At 46.5% G+C, this 20,239-nt stretch carries 15 protein-coding genes; 5 read left to right on the forward strand and 10 right to left on the reverse strand.

Annotated elements, in window-relative coordinates:
* Positions 1 to 159 precede the first annotated feature (159 nt).
* From lon to NATSA_RS07505, 3 genes are all read left to right on the forward strand, one after another.
* Positions 160 to 2,700 (forward strand): endopeptidase La, encoded by a 2,541-nt coding sequence (gene lon / locus NATSA_RS07495; RefSeq protein WP_210511394.1) that lies wholly within the window; start codon positions 160 to 162, stop codon positions 2,698 to 2,700.
* A gap of 57 nt (positions 2,701 to 2,757) precedes the next feature.
* Complete coding sequence (gene rsgA, locus NATSA_RS07500; protein ID WP_210511395.1) at positions 2,758 to 3,672, forward strand: ribosome small subunit-dependent GTPase A; 915 nt, start codon at positions 2,758 to 2,760, stop codon at positions 3,670 to 3,672.
* Between the two features lie 74 nt (positions 3,673 to 3,746).
* The gene (locus tag NATSA_RS07505; protein ID WP_210511396.1) at positions 3,747 to 4,856 is read left to right on the forward strand and encodes a DUF6588 family protein; all 1,110 of its coding nucleotides are present in this window, start codon (positions 3,747 to 3,749) and stop codon (positions 4,854 to 4,856) included.
* A 100-nt stretch (positions 4,857 to 4,956) separates the two neighbouring features.
* Here NATSA_RS07505 and polA read toward each other — a convergent pair whose 3' ends face one another.
* Complete coding sequence (gene polA / locus NATSA_RS07510; RefSeq protein WP_246481735.1) at positions 4,957 to 7,749, reverse strand: DNA polymerase I; 2,793 nt, start codon at positions 7,747 to 7,749, stop codon at positions 4,957 to 4,959.
* Positions 7,750 to 8,006: 257 nt separating this feature from the next.
* Between polA and NATSA_RS07515 the strand changes: the two genes are divergently transcribed.
* Positions 8,007 to 9,176: a PP2C family protein-serine/threonine phosphatase gene (locus NATSA_RS07515; protein WP_210511398.1), complete on the forward strand. Its 1,170-nt coding sequence runs from the start codon at positions 8,007 to 8,009 to the stop codon at positions 9,174 to 9,176.
* 122 nt (positions 9,177 to 9,298) lie between these two features.
* Here NATSA_RS07515 and tkt read toward each other — a convergent pair whose 3' ends face one another.
* The 9 genes from tkt to uvrC all read right to left on the reverse strand — a co-directional run bounded on the left by tkt (position 9,299) and on the right by uvrC (position 19,390).
* Positions 9,299 to 11,299 carry a transketolase gene (tkt, locus tag NATSA_RS07520; RefSeq protein WP_210511399.1) on the reverse strand — a complete coding sequence of 667 codons (2,001 nt, stop codon included), beginning with the start codon at positions 11,297 to 11,299 and terminating at the stop codon, positions 9,299 to 9,301.
* A 172-nt stretch (positions 11,300 to 11,471) separates the two neighbouring features.
* A complete protein-coding gene (locus NATSA_RS07525; RefSeq protein ID WP_210511400.1) occupies positions 11,472 to 12,455 on the reverse strand; it encodes a tetratricopeptide repeat protein in 984 nt (327 codons plus the stop codon).
* 143 nt (positions 12,456 to 12,598) lie between these two features.
* Positions 12,599 to 13,291, reverse strand: a complete 693-nt coding sequence (locus NATSA_RS07530; protein ID WP_210511401.1) for an LOG family protein — start codon at positions 13,289 to 13,291, stop codon at positions 12,599 to 12,601.
* A gap of 23 nt (positions 13,292 to 13,314) precedes the next feature.
* Entirely contained in the window at positions 13,315 to 14,172 is an 858-nt protein-coding gene (locus NATSA_RS07535; protein WP_210511402.1) for a DUF5683 domain-containing protein, read from the reverse strand.
* Complete coding sequence (locus NATSA_RS07540; protein ID WP_246481736.1) at positions 14,123 to 15,031, reverse strand: ParB/RepB/Spo0J family partition protein; 909 nt, start codon at positions 15,029 to 15,031, stop codon at positions 14,123 to 14,125. The genes NATSA_RS07535 and NATSA_RS07540 overlap by 50 nt, the downstream gene beginning before the upstream one ends.
* A 27-nt stretch (positions 15,032 to 15,058) precedes the next feature.
* Positions 15,059 to 15,877, reverse strand: a complete 819-nt coding sequence (locus tag NATSA_RS07545; RefSeq protein WP_210511403.1) for a ParA family protein — start codon at positions 15,875 to 15,877, stop codon at positions 15,059 to 15,061.
* Between the two features lie 182 nt (positions 15,878 to 16,059).
* Positions 16,060 to 16,665 carry a hypothetical protein gene (locus NATSA_RS07550; RefSeq protein WP_210511404.1) on the reverse strand — a complete coding sequence of 202 codons (606 nt, stop codon included), beginning with the start codon at positions 16,663 to 16,665 and terminating at the stop codon, positions 16,060 to 16,062.
* Positions 16,649 to 17,278: an RNA polymerase sigma factor gene (locus NATSA_RS07555; RefSeq protein WP_210511405.1), complete on the reverse strand. Its 630-nt coding sequence runs from the start codon at positions 17,276 to 17,278 to the stop codon at positions 16,649 to 16,651. Before NATSA_RS07555 ends, NATSA_RS07550 begins: the two co-directional genes overlap by 17 nt.
* 264 nt (positions 17,279 to 17,542) lie before the next feature.
* Positions 17,543 to 19,390 (reverse strand): excinuclease ABC subunit UvrC, encoded by a 1,848-nt coding sequence (gene uvrC / locus NATSA_RS07560; protein ID WP_210511406.1) that lies wholly within the window; start codon positions 19,388 to 19,390, stop codon positions 17,543 to 17,545.
* A gap of 154 nt (positions 19,391 to 19,544) precedes the next feature.
* Between uvrC and NATSA_RS07565 the strand changes: the two genes are divergently transcribed.
* A complete protein-coding gene (locus tag NATSA_RS07565; protein WP_210511407.1) occupies positions 19,545 to 20,234 on the forward strand; it encodes an RluA family pseudouridine synthase in 690 nt (229 codons plus the stop codon).
* The last annotated feature ends 5 nt before the right edge of the window (positions 20,235 to 20,239 follow it).

The raw sequence follows: 20,239 nt of genomic DNA on the forward strand, positions 1-20,239 counted from the left end.
TTGGTTGGAATTTTAATGAACGATGAGATAAAAATCCGGTTTCTTTCCATACCGGGCAGTTTTCAATTCGTCAGTAACAGACCGGAAACTTAATAGTTACAGACCAGAAACTTAATTCGTATTTTACCGACAGAATATCCATATATAAAAGATTTATTCATGCAAAACTTTGATGGGCTGAAAATACTTACGCACAATCTTTCGGAAGATGAGTTTGACGATTTTGAACAGGCAATTCCGCTTCTCTCTGAGGAAGAAGAGAAGAAAATGACCGAATCTGACATACCGGAAGAGCTGCCGATTCTTCCGCTGAAAAATACGGTCCTCTACCCTGGTGTCGTCATACCCATTACCGTCGGCCGAGACCGTTCGCTCGAGCTTGTAAAGAAAGCATATGAAACCGATAAAACAGTCGGAATAGTAACACAAAAAAACAAGGATCAGGAAGATCCGGCACCAGATGAGCTTTATCATGTCGGCACTGTAGCCCAGATCCTCAAGCTGATCAAAATGCCTGATGGCAGCAAAAGTATTGTCATCCAGGGTAAAAGCGTCTTCGAAATTGAAGAATTCGTCAGTGTCGAACCCTACTATACAGCCAGGGTCAAGCCCTTTGTCTACAATCAGGATGTTTCCGGAGTTGAACTCGACGCGGCCATGCGGTCAATCAAGGAGACGGCGACACAGATTGTAAACCTGTCTCCGAACATCCCATCCGAGGCCGGCATTGCAATCAACAACATCAACAGTCCGACCTTCCTGCTGAATTTTATCAGCTCAAATCTGAATATCTCGCTGGATGAAAAACAGGCTCTTCTTGAGATAAAAACCTTTTCTGACAAAATGGAAAAGGTGATGAATTATCTCAAAAAGGAGATGCAGGTTCTTAACCTGAGCGAAGAGATCCGGTCCAAGGTAAAAACGGACATTGACAAGCAGCAGAAAGATTTCTATCTGCGCCAGCAATTGAAGGCCATCCAGGAAGAACTCGGTGAGGACAGTGAGCAGGAGGATGTAAAAAAGCTCCGGGCCAAAGCAGACGAAAAGGAATTTCCCGAGAATGTGCGGAAGGTTCTTGACAAGGAACTTGACCGTCTCGAAAGAACTCCGGCCAATGCGCCAAACCATGGTGTAATTTATAACTATGTTGAATGGCTGGTTGATTTGCCGTGGAATCACTACTCCGAAGACAAGCTGGATCTCAAAAACGCCAGAAAAATTCTGGATGAAGACCACTACGGCCTGGAAAAAGTAAAGAAGCGTATTGTAGAATACCTCTCGGTACTGAAGCTGAAAAAAGACATGAAAGCACCTATTCTGTGCTTTTACGGCCCGCCGGGAGTCGGAAAAACCTCTTTGGGAAGGTCTATCGCCCGTGCGATGAATCGTGAATTCCAGCGTTTCAGCGTTGGCGGTCTGCAGGATGAAGCCGAGATAAGAGGCCACCGCCGCACCTACATCGGGGCGCTTCCCGGCCGCATCATCCAAAGCATTAAAAAAGCCGGTACAAGCAATCCGCTAATGATGCTTGATGAAATTGACAAGGTCGGCATGAATTTCCGAGGAGACCCGACATCGGCACTGCTCGAGGTGCTTGACCCCGAGCAGAATCATACGTTTTATGATAATTACCTTGAAGTGGAATATGACCTGTCCAAGGTGCTGTTTATTGCCACGGCAAACAATCTGGACACCATTCCTGCTGCCCTCAGAGACCGTATGGAGATGATCTATCTGAGCGGTTACACTCTTGAGGAAAAGCTGCAGATTTCAAAAAAATACCTGGTTCCGAAACAGGTCAAAGAAAACGGACTGACAAAGTCACAATTCCGGGTATCAGACAAAGCGATAGAGAAAGTAATTGACGGATATACGCGTGAATCCGGTGTGCGAAACCTCGAGCGTGAAATCGGTTCCCTGGCCCGCGGGGTCGCCAGCAAAATAGCATCAGAAGAGATTACAAAGGCATCCATCGGAGTCAAAGATATCGAAGATTACCTTGGGAAACGCCGCTATTTCTCTGACGTTGCAGAAAGAACTACGGTCCCGGGCGTGGCTACCGGACTGGCCTGGACGCCCTACGGCGGAGATATTCTTTTTATTGAAGCCAATGTTTCCCGGGGATCAGGAAAACTGAACATTACCGGACAGCTGGGCGATGTCATGAAAGAGTCTGCCATGCTTGCCCTGAGCTATTTGAAATCCCGTGCATCAGAACTTGGAATTCCCGATGCTGCTTTCAATGAATGGGATCTCCATATACACGTTCCTGCCGGTTCGGTTCCAAAAGACGGTCCCTCTGCGGGACTGGCACTTCTTTCTGCTGTATCTTCCATTTTTACACAGCGAAAAATCAAAAACACCGTTGCGATGACCGGCGAAATCACTTTACGAGGCTCCGTGTTGCCTGTTGGCGGTATCAAGGAAAAGACACTTGCCGCCAAACGGGCAGGGATAGAAACGGTCATACTTCCCAAGAGAAATCAAAAAGATGTTGATGAGATTGAACAGGATGTGATCAAGGGCCTGAAGTTTCAGTATCTTGACCGAATGGACCCCATACTGGATCTTGTACTGGAAAAAGAGCCCGTGACTGATCCTGCCCAAAAGTTTAAAAGCCGGAAAAGCGACAATGAACGAAGCAAAAGGAAAGAAGAGTACCTGAGTGAACCTGAATCGGAAAGTGTATCAGCAAACTGAAACATGCCGGCTAAATGATCACTGCAAAATGAAATCTCCAGGGAATTTGAAAATCATATGCAGGGATTGATCATCAAAGCGACCGGCAGCTGGTATCACGTTCTGCTGGATGACAAACGAATGGTATCCTGCCGCCTCCCGGGTAAATTCCGCCTTTCAGATGAAGAAGTGACCAATCCGGTTGCCGTTGGTGATAACGTCAGCGTTGACCTGCAGGCTGACGGAACAGGGATAATAGATCAGATCTTCGAACGGAAAAACCGTTTGGTGCGGCAGGCTACCCACGGGAAAAAAGGCATTCAGATAATTGCTGCCAATCTCGACCAGATACTGATTATCCAGTCATTTAAAAAGCCGGCTTTTAAAACCGGCTTTATCGATCGCCTCCTGGTCTCTGCCGGGGCCAATGAGATAAATCCGGTAATCGTCATCAATAAATCGGATCTGGTCAGGAATGAAAAAGATGAAAACAAGATCACCGAACTGGAGGAGTTGTATTCCGGACTCGGCTATCCTTTCTTTGCCGTAAGTATTTATGACCGGGAAAGCATAGACCGGCTGTTTGACGGTATGAAAGGGAAGCTTTCTGCCATGACCGGACATTCCGGCACCGGAAAAACAAGCATCCTTAATACACTGAACCCGGATCTGAATCTCAAAACAGGTGAAATAAGCAACTTCTCCAATAAAGGTAAACACACAACCACTTTTGCCCAGCTTTTTACACTTGCTGATGACACCTATGTTGTAGATACTCCGGGCATACGTGAATTCGGGCTGGTCAATTTTGAACCTTACGAAGTTTCCCTGTTTTATCCCGAGATGAAGGTACTGCGCGAATCATGCCGGTTTTATAACTGCACACATCGTCATGAGCCCTCCTGCGCAGTCATAGAAGCCTTTCAAAACGGTGACATCTCCGAATCCCGCTACCGCAGTTATGTAAATATCGTTGACAGTTTGGCTTCTTGAAAAAATACACTACATTAGCTGAAATTAGTTTCAAACCAGACTGACTGTAACCGAAAAAACTGGAGGGACAGGATATGTATCACACTGTTACAAAAAAGTATATACCTGCATTATCGGCCATCATAATTTTCGCTGCCTTATCATTTCTCCCACAAAATGCTCATGCGCAACTCGGGGACGTTGGTGACTTTCTGAGGGGTGGCGTTGAAGACGGCCAGCTGCTTTTCGAGGAATACCTTGAACCATTTGGTGACGGATTCGGCGCGGGTTTGAATTCCGGCTGGGTTGACCGGGCCAATGCACACGGATTTCTTGGTTTTCATGTAAAAATCAATACAGCTGTGGCACTTGTTCCGGATGCAAGACAAAGTTTTGATGTAAGCGAGCTTGATTTCAGTACCATAAATACGATAGATGGCGGACCTGTAACACCCACTTTCAGCGGCAGTTCAAGTACGGATGTACGGCTTGCCTATGAGATTGAGGGCTTGCGGCTGGCTGATTTCAGGATGCCACCGGGCACCGGCCAGCAATTTATAGCAACACCCATGGTTCAGGCCGGGGTTGGTGTGTTTGGGGACACGGAAATTATGGCACGGTTTATCCCACCGGTGAAATTCCTTGATTACGGCGAAATCTATCTGTATGGCCTTGGTGTTAAGCACGAACTGAATCAATGGCTGCCCGGAGGTGCTCTCCTTCCCGTAACGTTCTCTCTGATGGCAGGCTACACAGCCTTCGGATCCAGCGCCGGACTGGATTCGCGTCCTGATGATTTTGATCCGGACAATGATCAGATCCAGGATGACCTTGGCGGACCTGAGCATCCGGCCTGGGAAGATCAGGAGGTTAGCTTCAGTACAAATGCCTATACTGTAAATCTTCTCGTGGGTAAATCACTCCCTGTAATTTCGGTGTATGCAGGTGCAGGATTCGAAGCATCCAATACATCCATAAATGTTGACGGCCGCTTTCCGTTTTACGTACTCACTCAGGAAGACGGAGAGCCCGTGCGAAAACTGACATCGCTGGATGATCCGATTGATATTTCAATTGACGGTGCCAATAGTTTCCGTGCCCTGGCCGGAGTTCGCATCAGCCTGCCCCTGGTCACGTTCAATGTTGATTATACCCTGGCTGACTATCACATGATCAGCGCCGGACTGGGTATCAGTCTGAGGTAGCCCGCTTTTAATTCATAAAAAAGCCGGTGCCGACAGATACACCGGCTTTTTCAGGCATCATGTGGGTAATGACGAAGAAGCATTGGACATAAGAAGAATGTCAATGGGCATCCAGCCAGTTATCCGAAATGCCGGTTTCGGCTTTAAGGGGCACTTTCAGATCCATGGCCTGCTCCATGATTGAGCGGATTTTCTGAGGAGTAGTTTCAGTCTCCTCTTCAGGCAATTCGAACACCAGTTCGTCATGAACCTGAAGAAGCATGCGTGTCCGTGACTCATCGGAGGCAAGCGCTTTGTCGACTTCAATCATTGCAATCTTTATCAGATCAGCGGCCGTGCCCTGAATAGGCATATTCACAGCCGTCCTCTCGGCAAAACCGCGAATATTTTGATTGCGGGAATGAATATCCGGAATATAACGCCGCCGGCCGGACAATGTCTGAACATATCCTTTTTCCCTTGCAAACGCGGTAGTTTCCTCAATAAAACTCCTGATACCCGGGAAACGGTCAAAATAGGCATCAATGATTGCCCTTCCCTCCTTGTTCGAAATTCCCAGCCTTTGTGCAAGCCCGAAAGCACTGACTCCGTAGGGAATACCGAAATTCACCTCTTTGGCCTTCCTTCGCTGTTCCCGGTCCACCTTTTCCAGGGAGTCTGCTCCGAACAGTTCAGCTGCGGTACGGCTGTGAATATCTTCGTCTTCATTAAATGCCCGTATCATTGCTTCATCACCGGATATGGAAGCAATGATGCGAAGTTCGATCTGGGAATAATCGACAGCCAGAATCCGGTACCCTTCAGCGGCAACGAAGGCTTTGCGGATGCCCCTTCCACGTTCCGTACGTACCGGAATATTTTGCAAATTGGGTTGCGTTGATGAAAGGCGTCCGGTAGCCGTAACATGCTGGTTGAATGTGCTGTGGATTCTGCCGGTAGTCTCATTAACCAGCTTTGGCAAAGCATCCACATAAGTGGACTTCAGCTTTGACAGACCGCGGTATTCCAGTATTTTTGCGGCCACGTCATATTCCTGAGCCAGCTGTGCAAGCACCTGCTCCGAAGTTGAATATTTTCCGGTCGCCGTCTTCTTCTTTGACGGCAGATTCATTTTCTCGAACAGGATGTTTCCAAGCTGCTGCGTTGAGTTGATATTAAACTCTTCGCCTGTCAGATGATAAATTTTGTCGCGAAGCGAAATTATGTCGCGCTCCAGCTCATCGGAAAAGGATGAAAGCAGGTCCAGATCCAGTTTAAAACCATTGGATTCCATGTCTCCAAGCACCCGGGCAAGGGGAAACTCGATATTCTCTGCAAGTCCGGTGACTTCCAGCTCCTGAAGCTTTTTTTTCATAACATTGAAAAGCTGCAGGGTGATATCGGCATCCTCACATGCGTAGGGAGCGACATCTTCAAGGGGAATATCCCGCATCGATTTCTGATTGCGTCCCTTTTCTCCGATGAGTGATTCAATGCTGACCGGATCATAATTCAAATATCCCTGTGCCAATGAGTTCATATCCATTTTCTGGCCGGAGTCAATAAGATATGCGGCCAGCATCGTGTCAAAACACTTTCCTTTGATGGTGATGCCAAACCGCTGCAGAACTCTGTAGTCATATTTAAAATGATGAGCAACTTTGAGGACATCATTCCGCTCAAACAGGGGTTTCAGCATCTGCAGCAGTGTCTTTTTGTCAAAGTCGGACACATGAACATACCATCCCCGGTTTTTTTTGTCAGAGAAAGCAATGCCCAGCAAATCCGCCTGCTGCGGGTTGGTTGATGTCGTCTCTGTATCAAAACTCCAGCTGCCGGCCTGCATCAGAGTATCAATGCTGCTTTGCAACGCTTCGGAACTGGTCACTGTTATGTAATCGACTTCATCCGGATTGAGTGTGTCAAAAGTTGAGGCGGAATTCACTGATTCACTCTCAGTGCCAGGTTCCGGTTCAACGTCGAATAAAGATCCCTGACCTTCGGTTTGCAGTTTATCACTGATGGTTCCAAGCATACCGCTGTCAGCCGTTGCAATTTTCCGGGCCAGCGAACGGAACTGCATTCGCTTGAAAAAAGACACGAGCTTTTCGGTATCGACGCCGTGCCATTTCAGCTCTTTCCAGGATACGGTTTCGGGTACATCCGTATTGATGATAATCATTTCCCTGGATTTCAGTGCCTGATCCTTGTTATTTGTCAATCCCTCCCTGGCACGTTTGCTTTTCATGGAGGGTGCCTGATCTATTGCATTCTCCAGGGTTTCGTATTCCCCGATAATTTTGGCGGCTCCCTTTTTCCCGATCCCGGGAACACCCGGAATGTTGTCCGATGTATCTCCTATGAGTGCCAGGATGTCAACCACCTGCTCCGGTGATACACCAAAGTAATCCACAACCCCCTGAGAGTCGATAATGTCAAAACCGTCCCCCCTGTTCAATGGCTTGTACATATAAACGTTATCGCCGACCAGCTGCATGAAGTCTTTGTCGGGAGTTACCATGTAAACGGCTACCTGCTCATTTTTGGCTTCCGTTGCCAGCGTGCCGATAAGATCATCAGCTTCATACCCGTCCTTTTCAATATTTTCAAATCCGAAAAGTGCAACCATTTCCTTTATCAGCGGTATGGCCTTCTGAAGTTCTTCGGGTTGCGGCGGACGGTTTGCCTTGTAGTTTTCATCCATCTCATGGCGAAATGTAGGAGCATGGGTATCCCAGGCTACAGCAAGAAATTCCGGTTTTTCCTTATCAAGAAGATTGACGAGAGCATTTGCAAAACCATACATGGCTCCGGTCGGAATTCCTTCGGCATTCTTCAGATTGCTCTTTATCATCGCGAAATATGACCTGTAGGCCAGCGCTGTTCCGTCAATCAAAAAAAGTTTTTCGGGCATGAGAGAAATTCCGTTGTTTTGTGTTGCCGGATGAATTTTTCTGTATACATTTATCATGCTGATGATGTCCGTATACCTCCGGATTTTTGGTATTATTCATTTGTAATTACCATCCGGCTGGTTAAAATAACTCAATTTTCATATAACTTTTAGTTTAATTATCCGAATACCATTGATATGTTGACATATGCTTTTTGTTGCAGATTATTGTTTTGAGATGATTCATTTGTGCTTATTTCTCTCCTGAATTAATACGTATGAGCCTGGAAAACGAAACCCGTCAGAAGTTTGAGAGGACAAGAACTTTTTATCGTGAATACACGCGCGATATGACTGCCGAACGCATCGGCAGGGAGTTGCATGACGACTCCCGGAGGCTGATGGAATTGTATTATGATGCTGTCGGGGTTTCCAGGGAAAGCGCAGATAAAAAACAGCCGCCAGTTCGCGTCTTCAAATTAATCTCTTCGCTGCTATCCCGGCTGACTCCGGGCCGTCGGCTGGCACTTGGTTTGTCTTTTGTCGGTTTCGCAATTTATTTTGTGGGAACCGGGCCTGTTGCAGCCCTTCTTTTACCGGTTTCCATCATAACACTGGTACTGCTTCTTTTACTGGAACTTCTGGAAAAGTCGGATGTCAAAAGAGAAATTGATTTGGCAAAAGATATCCAGATCAGTCTGCTGCCTTCTTCGAATATAAAGCTGGACGATCTTGAATTTGCCTCTTTTGCAAGCACTGCCAGTGATGTAGGCGGTGATTATGTCGATGTTATCCATTCCCCCGGCGGAACATATTATATCATTGCTGATGTATCGGGCAAGGGCTTGTCCGCGGCATTATATATGGTCAGACTTCAGGCGCTGGTGCATTTGATCACCGAAAAGTTTGAACCGGAACCGAAAGAACTTTTTATGCATCTGAATGATTACATCAAATCCGGGAAAAAAGACAAGACCTTTGTCACTGCCTGTGCTGCCTTTTTCCCCTCAGACGGCTCACCCGTGAAAATTTGCAGAGCCGGGCACAATCCTCCTCTGTTTTATCTGGCGGCAAGAGATACCATCAGTGAACTGAGATCATCCGGACTGGCACTCGGAATGTCTCAAACAGGGGTGCTGGAAAAAAACCTGAAACAGATTCAGGTTACGATGCGGCCGGGTGACAAGCTTCTTTTTTATACGGATGGCTTGACCGAGGCCCGCAATGAAAACAAAGAGCAGTATGGTGATCATCGTCTTGTTCAGCTTCTTGAGCTGTATGGATCCCTTAATGCCACAACCATTCTGAACAAAATTCAGATTTCGGCAGAAGAGTTCATCTCAGGTGAAAAGCTTTGCGATGATATCACCTTTACCTGCATTCAAAAACATCCTTCCCCTGTAATGCAGCCACCAGACGCTGAAGAAACTGCAGAAACGGAATCCTGAAGAATCATCAGCTCTGGCTGAAGTCTGTTGCACCTGTTACATTATCCATCATGATGCCGCCTTCTTCAGCCGGATGAGCATAACCGAATTTGCCTGTGATTTTTCAGGAAATACTGCAAAAACTACTGCTTCAGCAACTCCTCAGCCGTCGCCACTGCATTTTCCGGTGTAAAACCAAATTTTTCAAATATGGTTTTATAGGGTGCCGATGCCCCAAAATGATCAATTGCAATCGAAACTCCATTGGGACCGGTCCATTCAGACCATCCATGGGAAACACCTGCTTCCATTGACAGTTTCGGTATATCATCCGAGAGAAGTACCGATTTTCTGTAGGACGCACTCTGTTTCCGGAAAAGTTCCCAGCTTGGCATGGAAACCACTCTGGCATGAATGTTTTTTTTCGAAAGAATTCTGCGGGCCTCAACAAGATGAGATACCTCAGCACCGGTACCGATCATTACTATATCAGGATCCTTGTTTTCTGCATCCGCAAGTACATATGCACCCTTTTCGACTAATGAAGCTGACGCGAAGGTTTTCCTGTCAAGGGTCGGAATGGGCTGCCGGCTTAGTGCGATCAGTGTGGGACCGTCTGTCCGCTCCAAAGCCACTTTCCATGCCCGGGCAGTTTCATTAGCGTCGCAGGGCCTCAGAAGAACGAGGTTTGGAATCGCCCGCAGTGAAGAGAGCTGTTCTACAGGCTGATGCGTCGGGCCATCCTCGCCCAAGCCGATACTATCATGGGTGAAAACTCCGACAGATGGCAAGCCGGACAATGCAGCCAGTCTGATTGAGGGCCGGCAGTAATCTGAAAAAATCAGGAATGTTCCTCCGAAGGGAATCAGTCCGCCATGCAGAGCAATGCCGTTCATGGCACCCCACATCCCGTGTTCGCGGACACCATAATGGATATACCTCCCTCCTCTGTCACCGGCAGAGTATATACCTATTCCTTTGGCCTTGGTATTGTTGCTCGGTGTCAGGTCAGCCGAACCGCCAATAATATGAGGAATTTTTTGCATCAAGCTATCAAGTACTGACCCGGAAGCTTTTCTGGTTGCCATCCCTTTCGCGTCTGCTTCAAATGACGGCAATGCGTCCGCTATATCGGGAATGTTCCTGTTAATGCAGGAGTCAAGAAAGGCCGCTTTTTCCGGAGCATCTTCGGAAAGCTGACTGACCCGCTCATTCCACTCCATTTCCACCTGCTTTCCCTTTTCAACTGCTTTTCTGAAAAAAGTTTTTACATCTTCATCAATCTGAAATTTTTGCTCCGGCTCCAGTCCCAGACGTTCTTTTGTCAGCCGGATTTCATCGTCTCCAAGCGGTGCGCCGTGAGACTCAGCAGTTCCCTGCTTGTTCGGACTTCCATAGCCAATATGTGTTTTGCAGAGTATCAGTGACGGACGCTCACTTTCCGCTTTTGCTTCGTTGGTGGCATTTCTGATGGCTTTAAAATCATGCCCGTCGATTGAAATACAATGCCAGCCATAGGCTTCGAATCGTTGTTTTACATTTTCGGAAAAAGCCAGATCAGTTGACCCGTCAATGGTTATGCCATTGTCATCATAAAAATAAATCAGCTTTCCAAGACCCAGGTGGCCGGCAAGTGATGCTGCCTCATGACTGATCCCCTCCATCAGATCACCATCACTGACAATTGCGTAGGTATGATGATCGATGACATTCAGGTCAATTGTGTTGCATTTATCAGCAAGATGTGTTTCGGCGATGGCCATGCCGACACCATTGGCAAAGCCTTGCCCAAGTGGTCCGGTTGTGGTTTCAACACCTTTTGTCAAACCAAACTCAGGGTGACCGGGAGTTTTGCTGTCCCACTGCCGGAACTGCTTCAGCTCCTGCAGTGGTAATGGGTACCCGGTAAGATGAAGAAGGCTGTAGAGCAACATGGAGCCGTGTCCTGCAGAGAGGACAAAACGATCACGGTCAAACCAGTCCGGGTTATCCGGATTGTGTTTTAAGAATTCGGTCCAGAGAACAAATGCGACATCTGCCATTCCCATTGGCATTCCGGGATGACCCGAGTTTGCAGCCTGCACTGCATCAATAGCCAGCCCCCTGATTGTATTGCTGCATTTGATTTGCAGATTCTTATCCATTTCACTTACCATATGTTCAAGGTTTTAATAGTTGCATGATACCTGGAAATACCGGTTTTCGATGATCAACCACTCCCGATCCAATACCGAAAACAGTCATATATGTAAAAAAAAACTCCGGCCATATTCGTGACCGGAGTTTTTGAAATTTAGTCTTAAAAAACTAAAAAAGCTATTCGCAGTTGAGCTCGTGCTCCATTTCATGTTCGGCGGGTGATCTGTATTCGCCGACCATGGCATTTTCGAAAGCGCTGCAGGCATCTGCGGTATTATCAAGTCCTTTATGTGCAAGACCCAGCTCAAAATATATACGTGCATGGTCTTCTCTGCCTCCATCCTCCAGTTCCAGGGCCCTTTCTGCACTGCTCAGTGCATCAGAATGACGCTCAAGGTAATTATAGGTTTCAGCAAAGCGGTAGTGAAGTCTTGCACTTTCGCCATATCCGGCCGCTCTGTTAAGCAGGTCAAGTGCGCGGTTGTAATTTTCTTCCTCGATCTGCTCAGACGCACGATATACAAGGTAGTCTCTTGCTGCACGCTCACTTCGTTCTACGTTTTCCTCATCATCCGCTTCCCTTGCAAGTTCAATGGAAGTATCGAAGTGCTCAAGTGCCTGATCCAAATCCCCGAAACGACGGTATACAAGTCCTTTTTGATAGTATGCGCTTACATATGAGGGGTTGAGCTCAAGCGCTTTTTCATACTGCTCAAGTGCTTCATCATTCATTTCATCCCGGTATAACTGATTACCCAGGTTCAGGTGCAGCGCCGGCAGATTACCGCGGGCACGACGGAGAATGTCTTCATCATCATATTCTTCCGCATATTCAATGGCCAGTTGAAAACCTTCGATGGCCTCTTCGAGTTCTCGGTCTCTGACAAGCTGAGCGGCATGCATAAATGCCAGACGCGGTATTTGTCCGACGGCACGGTCACGAATATCATCGGCTTCCGATCCCACCTGATCGGCTATTTCGATCGTTTCCTTGAATTTTTCAATAGCGCCAAGATTATCCCCTTCTTCATTGAACAAGGCGAAACCTTCGTTAAAAGTCGAAATGGCATCTTCTCTGGACTGGGCATCTGCAGAGTAATTCACTGCAAAAACCAACAGCAGAGCGGTGAAGATCGATAAAGAGCTTTTGACAGCTTTCATAAGGCTTTACGTTGATTTTGGATTAGTAGTCGTTAGATAAACGTCTTTGAGCAGGATAATCGTACTTTTAGAGTTGCCTAATTTAACATTTTAGTTTTATAATGCCATTAAAAATTCTCTATGGGTTATAAATGCAAAGAAATCTAAAAGTTGGGCCTCAATTTATTTTCCTGATAAAAGTTATAAATAATATCCCGCGCTTCTTCAGGATCATCTGTTATATGAAACAGATCAAGATCTTCAGCGTCAATTGTACCGCTGGCGACCATCGTATTTTTCATCCATGAAATAAGACCATCCCAGTACTCTTTACCCATCATAACGATCGGAAAACGATGGATTTTCCGGGTCTGGATTAGAGTCAGGGCTTCAAAAAACTCATCCAGTGTTCCAAGGCCTCCCGGCAGCACAACAAAGCCCTGGGCATATTTCACAAACATAACCTTGCGTGCAAAAAAGTAGTTGAAGTTGATCCGGTACTCTTTTTCAATGTAATAGTTACCGTCTTCTTCCATGGGAAGCGAAATACACAATCCGACTGATGTACCTCCTCCCTCATTGGCTCCCCGGTTTCCCGCTTCCATTATCCCCGGGCCGCCACCGGTTATAATTCCGAATCCGATCTGGGACAGCTCTTTCGCTGTCTGTACAGCCATCTGATAGTAAGGGTTGTCACTTTTTAACCTTGCCGAGCCAAAAAATGAAACGGACGGCCCTACATGGGACATACGCTCATAGCCATCCACAAACTCTCCCATAACCTTGAACACGCTCCATACATCTTTTTCAAAACGGGCATCATACCGGCTTTGAATCTGTTGTCGTTTTTTTTCCATTATCTGATATTTATGTCGGTTAGTCAGGGGATTTGCAGGGAAATGGTAAACCGAAAACCGGTTTTATCCGGGCTGCCGGGTATCATTCCGGACGATACCTGATCAACTGCCCCGTTATGGCCGGAATAGAGCGGGCTGTCAAGCGATATATTGGCGCTTAAATCATCACTGACATCGAAATCCCGCATCTGGGCAAACACGTAAGCGTCCACAATATTCAGCCCGTATGCAAGCAATATTCCGATAAATGTCAAATCCCTTCTGTTACGGTACATGTTTCTAGTATAACGAAGTGACTCAGGATTGGTATTGGGATCAATATGACCGGGAGTCGGCCCGAAACGCTCATCATCAGTATCAGGTTGCGAATTATAAAATGCAGCTCTGTAATCTCTGTAATTCTGATGCATCAGGATGCTGTAATAAGTCAATCCGCCAAGCAGTCCGTATATGACCGGGACTTTCCAGGTCTGTTCATTTACAACTTGCCCCCAGCCTGGTACCATGAGTGATTTTCTCCACACACTGGACGGATCGGGAACCGTGTCACGGATACCGCCTTCGGTCATATTCCCGTTGCCGTCCTGACCCGTTCTGAATTTGCTGATGACCGAACGGGAACAGGCCGGATACATGCTGATGTTGCTTATGTTATTGATGCTGGTGTTACCCGGACTGTATCTCAGAGCAATCTCACCGGAACTGGCCCCAAATCCATTATCTCCCGGATAAGCAGCGTAACCTGCAGAGGCTTGAGCATTGTGTGCACCGGTTAGCAGAAGTATGATAAGTCCTATAAACTTCCAGTACCTGTTCCGCAACCCGGGCGGATCATTCCTGAGCCGATTCCAGCAGTGATATGAGCCTTTCGAAATCGTCATCAGAGTAATATTCAAGGCGAATTTCACCGCCTTTATTTTTCTTTTTTATCTGAACCCTGGTACTGTACTTGTTTCTCAAACGGTTTGATATCTCCATAAGATGCACATCCTTCTGGTCCTTTTCTTTCAGAAGTTTGTTGCGGGACTTTTTCTTCTGATCCAGCTTGCGCACGGCATCTTCTATTTGCCGTACCGACCAGTCCTCTTCAATGGCCTTGTTCAGCAGTTTATCCTGCACTTTCGGATCTTCTATGGTAATTAAGGTCCGGGCATGGCCTGTGCTGATCTTGTTTGTCTTAAGCGCAGACTGTATGGTCGGACGCAGATTCAGCAGCCTGAGCATATTGGTAACCGTCGATCTGTTCTTTCCCAGCTTTTTTGCGACCTGGTCCTGGGTAAAATCGCATTCTTCCAAAAGCCTCTTGTATCCGAGGGCTACTTCGATTGGGTTCAGCTGTTCGCGCTGAACATTTTCAATCAATGCAAAGGCAATGATGTCGTCATCATCGACCTCGCGGATGTACGCAGGTATGGTTGTGATTCCAGCCATTTTTGTCGCCCTGAGACGACGCTCACCGCTAATAAGCTCGAACTTGTCCTCACTTATGGCTCTGACGGTTACGGGCTGAATCAATCCATGCTGCCTGATGGAGTCGGATAACTCCTGCAGTTTAATCTCATCAAAATCTTCACGCGGCTGATGCGGGTTAGGACGGATATCCGAAACGGGCAGCTCTACGGTAATATTTACTCTTTTCAGTACCTGATGCTCCCTGGATCCGCCGGACTCCGAGGTTTGATCATCCTCATATTCCGGGAAAAAAGCTCCGAGACCTCTTCCTAAAACTTTCTTAGTCATAATGATCCATCCTTGCAGTCTGCCTTTTTAATTTGATGCCTGCTTATTCTTTTCAGCGAATACGGAGCTGTGTTTAAAACGTTTTTTGTTTCTCCTGACAATCTCCTTTGCCAGTGCCAGATAATTTTTCGACCCGATAGAGACGGAGTCATACAATAAAGCCGGTTTGCCGAAACTGGGTGCTTCGGCAAGCCTGATATTACGGGAGATGACCGTTTCAAATACCCGGTTGTCGAAATATCTTTTGACCTCTTCGGCAACCTGATTGGAAAGCCTTGTCCGCGTGTCATACATCGTAAGCACAACACCCTCGATGTCAAGATCCGTGTTCAGATGCTGGCGCACGATTTTTATGGTATTGAGAAGCTGCCCCAGACCCTCGAGCGCGAAATATTCACACTGTACAGGAATGAGAACCGAATCAGAAGCGGTCAGTGCATTAATTGTAAGCAATCCCAGCGACGGCGGACAGTCAATGATGATAAAATCATATTCGTCCCTGATATCGGTAATGGCATTTCTGAGGATCTTCTCCCTGTGAGGTCTGTCTACCATTTCAATTTCGGCACCAACAAGGTTGATGTGTGAAGGTATGACATCCAGATAAGGCAATTCGGTTTTTTTTACTGCCTTCCCGGCATTGTATCCTTCTACCATGACCTGATACACGGAGTACTCTATAGCCTTGTACTCAAACCCGGTGCCGCTTGTGGAATTGCTCTGCGGATCAATATCGATAAGCAGTGTAGTGTGCTCTATCGCTGCAAGACTTGCTGCCAGGTTTATAGCTGTTGTTGTCTTTCCTACTCCACCTTTTTGGTTTGCTACAGAGATAACTTTTCCCATACAATAAAACGTAATTTATCCGGACTTGGCGATTAAATCTGCGCTGGTCAACACAAATTTTCACAAACCGTAAAGGTAAGAATATATTTTGAAAGGTGGCAGTATAAACTGTCCGGGGTGAAGCAACTGAAGCAAAATTTAATGTAAGAATGCAGGTCGTATAGAATCAGCTATAGGCGTCTTTATTGTCCGGTTCCGGTTAACTGGAAATCTCGAAATGCTGGTGACATGACAGGTGTCTGCATATTGGTGACACCGCTCTGTGTATTGTCACGGTGAACAGAGTCTGCAGCAGCGTGCCGTTCTGCCTGCTCGACGGGAGAGATAAAATTGCCCTGGTCAGCCTTGAAATCAAAAAGAGAATGATTATCGGACTGGCTGGTAGTGATAACTGTGCCACCGGAACTACCCGCTTTGTTCATTTCCGATGATACCGGAGTAATATCTGCCGAGTCGCCGTTTCCTGCCGGAAGAAGATAGGCAGTTGATATCATCAAACTGAAAATGACAATGGCGGCGGTTGCAAGCAGACCGGGGTTTTTCCATTGGCTGCCAAAAAGCTGCTGCTGATTCGAGTATTCTCTTGCCTGTTCTATCACCGCTTCGCTGATATTGTCAGGCGGACTCATTTCGGGCAGTTTTTTGAGCTTGCGCCATGTGCTTTTCAGACTTTCAATCTCGATAAGCAGGTTCTGATCGTAGTTCATCGCCTGCTCGACCAGGGTTATTTCAGAAGGATCCAGTTCGTCGAACACATACTTGACACATAGCTCATCTACGTTCGACATATTTTTCTTCTTTTCCATGTTCTTTATCAAACATTTTTCTCAGGTTAATAAGAGCATATCTCATTCTTCCAAGTGCCGTATTGATCGACACATTGGTCAGTTCAGCTATCTCTTTAAATGACATCTCGTAATAATGCCTAAGCATTACCACTTCCCTTTGTTCCTTGGGAAGCTTGGAGATGTGTTTCATAAGGCTGTTCTTGGCTTCCCCTTTTTCGATGACTTCCTGTGCGTCATCGAGCGTCTCATCGGTCAGCCTGTCGTAAAAATCATAATCAGGATCATCCTGTGCATTTACATCCACAAACCGCTTTTTCTTGCGCAGATAGTCAATGGTTGCATTGTGCGCGATACGCATAACCCAGGCGATCCATTTACCCTGTTCGTTGTAAGTCTCATCCATTTTGGTGATGACCTTGGTAAATGTCTCCTGAAATATGTCGTTTGCGATTTCTGCATTCCCGACCATACTGTAGATGTAGGAGTAAATCTTGGACTGATGACGATCAAGGAGCTGCTTGAATGCCTCCTGATCATTGTGCTTGCGATAACGCTGCACAAGTTCGTGGTCATCAACCTGATGCAAGTGGGTATGAGATTTTTGCGACATCATATTAGCCTTTAAACGCTGAGAAATTGAGTGATATTGCCTGCATGGCAGGTGTTCTAGTGTTAAGAACTGTAACTGTTTCCGTATAGGCTTTTAACTGGTTTTTATTGAGGGTCGCAATAATATCAACAATAAAGCATTTTAAATCATTTCGCAAATGCTGATACTGCGACTCTTGTCATTACTTTTACACATCAGATTGACATAATGCCTAAATTCATTCTGTCAACTACCTACTTTTACGAACAAGAAGAGCTGCGGTTCGAATTATTTTTCTTCTTTTTGTTCCGGTGAAAAGTATGAGAAGACTGCTGTGGCTGATTTTTTCCCGACAACCTGTTTCAAAGTCTCAAAGTCCTGTTTTGCCACTTCAGCTGCCGAACCAAAATGCTTTATCAATTTTTCTGATGATTTCACCCCGATTCCGGGGATTTCCTGCAGTTCGGAACGGAATGTCTGTTTGCTTCTTACATCACGATGAAAGGTGATGGCAAATCTGTGAGCTTCATCCCTGATTCGCTGCAACAGCTTAAGGCTTGATGATGATTTTGGTATCATGACCGGATACGTTTCGCCGGGGAAAAAGATCTCCTCAAGTCTTTTTGCCAATCCAATTACCGCCAGGTCATTATGCATTCCGATCTCCTTCAGTGTTTCTACCGAACCTGAAAGCTGGCCTTTGCCTCCATCGACAACAACAAGGTCAGGGAGCTGCCCGCCGGTTTGCTTTAAACGTTCATATCTGCGCCTGACTACCTGTCTCATCGATGCGAAATCATCCGGTCCGTCGACATCCTTTATGTGAAAACGTTTGTATTCACTCTTTCGCGGCTGCCCGTCAACAAAGCAAACCATCGAACCGACCGTATATGCACCCTGAAAATTGGAAATATCAAAGCATTCAATCCTTCTTGGCAGGCGCTGCAATTGCAAATCCCTCTCAAGTGCTTTCACAGAATGCGGCACCCTGCCCTGATCTGCCTTAATTTTTTCAAGAACCCATTCCTTCAGAAGCAAAGAAGCATTTGCCCTGGCCATCTGAACCATCTGCGCCTTCTCCCCTCTTTGCGGTACCGTCAGAGGAACCTTTCTGTTTTTGCTTTGCCAGAGATATTCAAACAGCGGCTCATCATTTTGCAGTTCATTCCCCATGCAGACTTCATCCGGAACGGTTCCGGATAAAGCACTTGTATAGTAGTCTTCCATGAAGGACTGCAGTAACGTCTTCCGGTCACGGCCTTCAATGTTTTTAAGAAAGCGATGGTATTTGCCAATCAGTTTTCCCTCCCTGACCTGGAAGAGCACGCCGCATGCCACATTCTCGTCCCAATCCGACTCTATGGCAAAAACATCTCTGTCCAGTCCGTCGGCAGACACCATTTTCATTTTGGAACTGTACTTTTCCAGCGACAGGATACCATCTCTGAGAACGGCTGCTTTTTCAAATTCGAGATTTTCAGATAAGGCATCCATATCATGTTTCAAATCCCGTATAAGCTCACGTGTGTGTCCGTTAAGCAGCCTCACAACCTGATTTATCTTTTGTTTATACTCCTCCGGTTCTGTTTCATACGAACAGTTTTCAAAATAATCTTCAAAACATTTACCCCATTTCGGCATTCCTCTGCTGTGGTCGATCATTCTTGAAGAACAGGCACACGTGCACAGCCGGAAGGCTTTGCGAATGGTTTCGAGCATCAGTCTCATCTTGCCGACATGATCATAGGGTCCGTAATACCGGCTTCCGTCCCTGATTATGGTACGTGTAGGAAACACCCGGGGCCGTTCCTCGTTTGAAATACAGATATAAGGGTATGTTTTGTCATCCCTGTATAAAATATTGTATCTGGGCCGGTGTTTTTTAATCAGGTTATTTTCGAGGATCAGCGCTTCGGCCTCAGAATCGGTAATAATTACATCGAGATCGGAAATTTTCCGGACAAGTGCCTGGATTTTCCCGGTATGATCTGCAGATTTTTGAAAGTATGACCGCACCCTCTGGTTCAGGCGCTTTGCCTTTCCCACATAAATGACTTCGCCGGAATCATCTTTGAACTGATACACTCCGGGCTCGGATGTCAGGTTGTCCAGTTTCTGTAAAAGGTTTTTATTCATTTTGGATTCAGCGCTTGCTCTTTACACTTTTTCGCAGATTTTCCGAATTTTTTCCTGTCCTGAAGCTGTGCTGCAGGGAATCAGAACATTCATGTGACCTTGGCTTGAAATATTGTATTATTGCTTCATCCAACCAACTGCCTGAAAATTACAAATGACGCAAGACGGACAAATATATCACAATATAGAGATATTGTTTGAGGACAATCACCTGCTGGTCATAAACAAGCCATCAAACATGCTTTCCCAGGCTGACAAATCCGGGAAGCCGGATGTCCAGTCGGTTATGAAAACGTATCTCAAGGAAAAGTATGAGAAGCCCGGAAATGTTTTTCTGGCACTTGTGCAGCGCCTTGACCATCCTGTGGGTGGTACAATGGTGCTGGCGCGTACGTCCAAAGCAGCTTCCCGTTTATCTGAACAAATCAGAACCAGAACTGTCAAAAAAGAGTATCTCGCTGTTGTTGAGGGTCATGTGGTGAATCAGGGCCGGCTTGTACATTATCTCAGAAAAAACAATGCAAGGAAAAAAGCAGAGATATGCCGCGAGGGAACTCCGGGAGCTCAAAAAGCCGAGCTGGATTTGACAGTAAAGCAAATAAGCGGCAAGCGGTCACTTGTTCACATCCGTCTGCATACCGGCCGGTTTCACCAGATACGAGCACAACTTGCAGCAGCAGGATATCCGGTTGCGGGTGACCGGAAGTACGGAGCCATGCCGTTGCCGGACAATTCGCTGGCACTTATTTGCAGCAGTGTGACATTCAATCATCCTGTCACAAAAAAAGTCATGAGTTTTAAAACGGAAACTCCCGGAGAACTCCCCTGGACCCGGTTCCGCTGAGAGAC

It is taken from the genome of Natronogracilivirga saccharolytica, from assembly GCF_017921895.1.
GTDB lineage: Bacteria > Bacteroidota > Rhodothermia > Balneolales > Natronogracilivirgulaceae > Natronogracilivirga > Natronogracilivirga saccharolytica.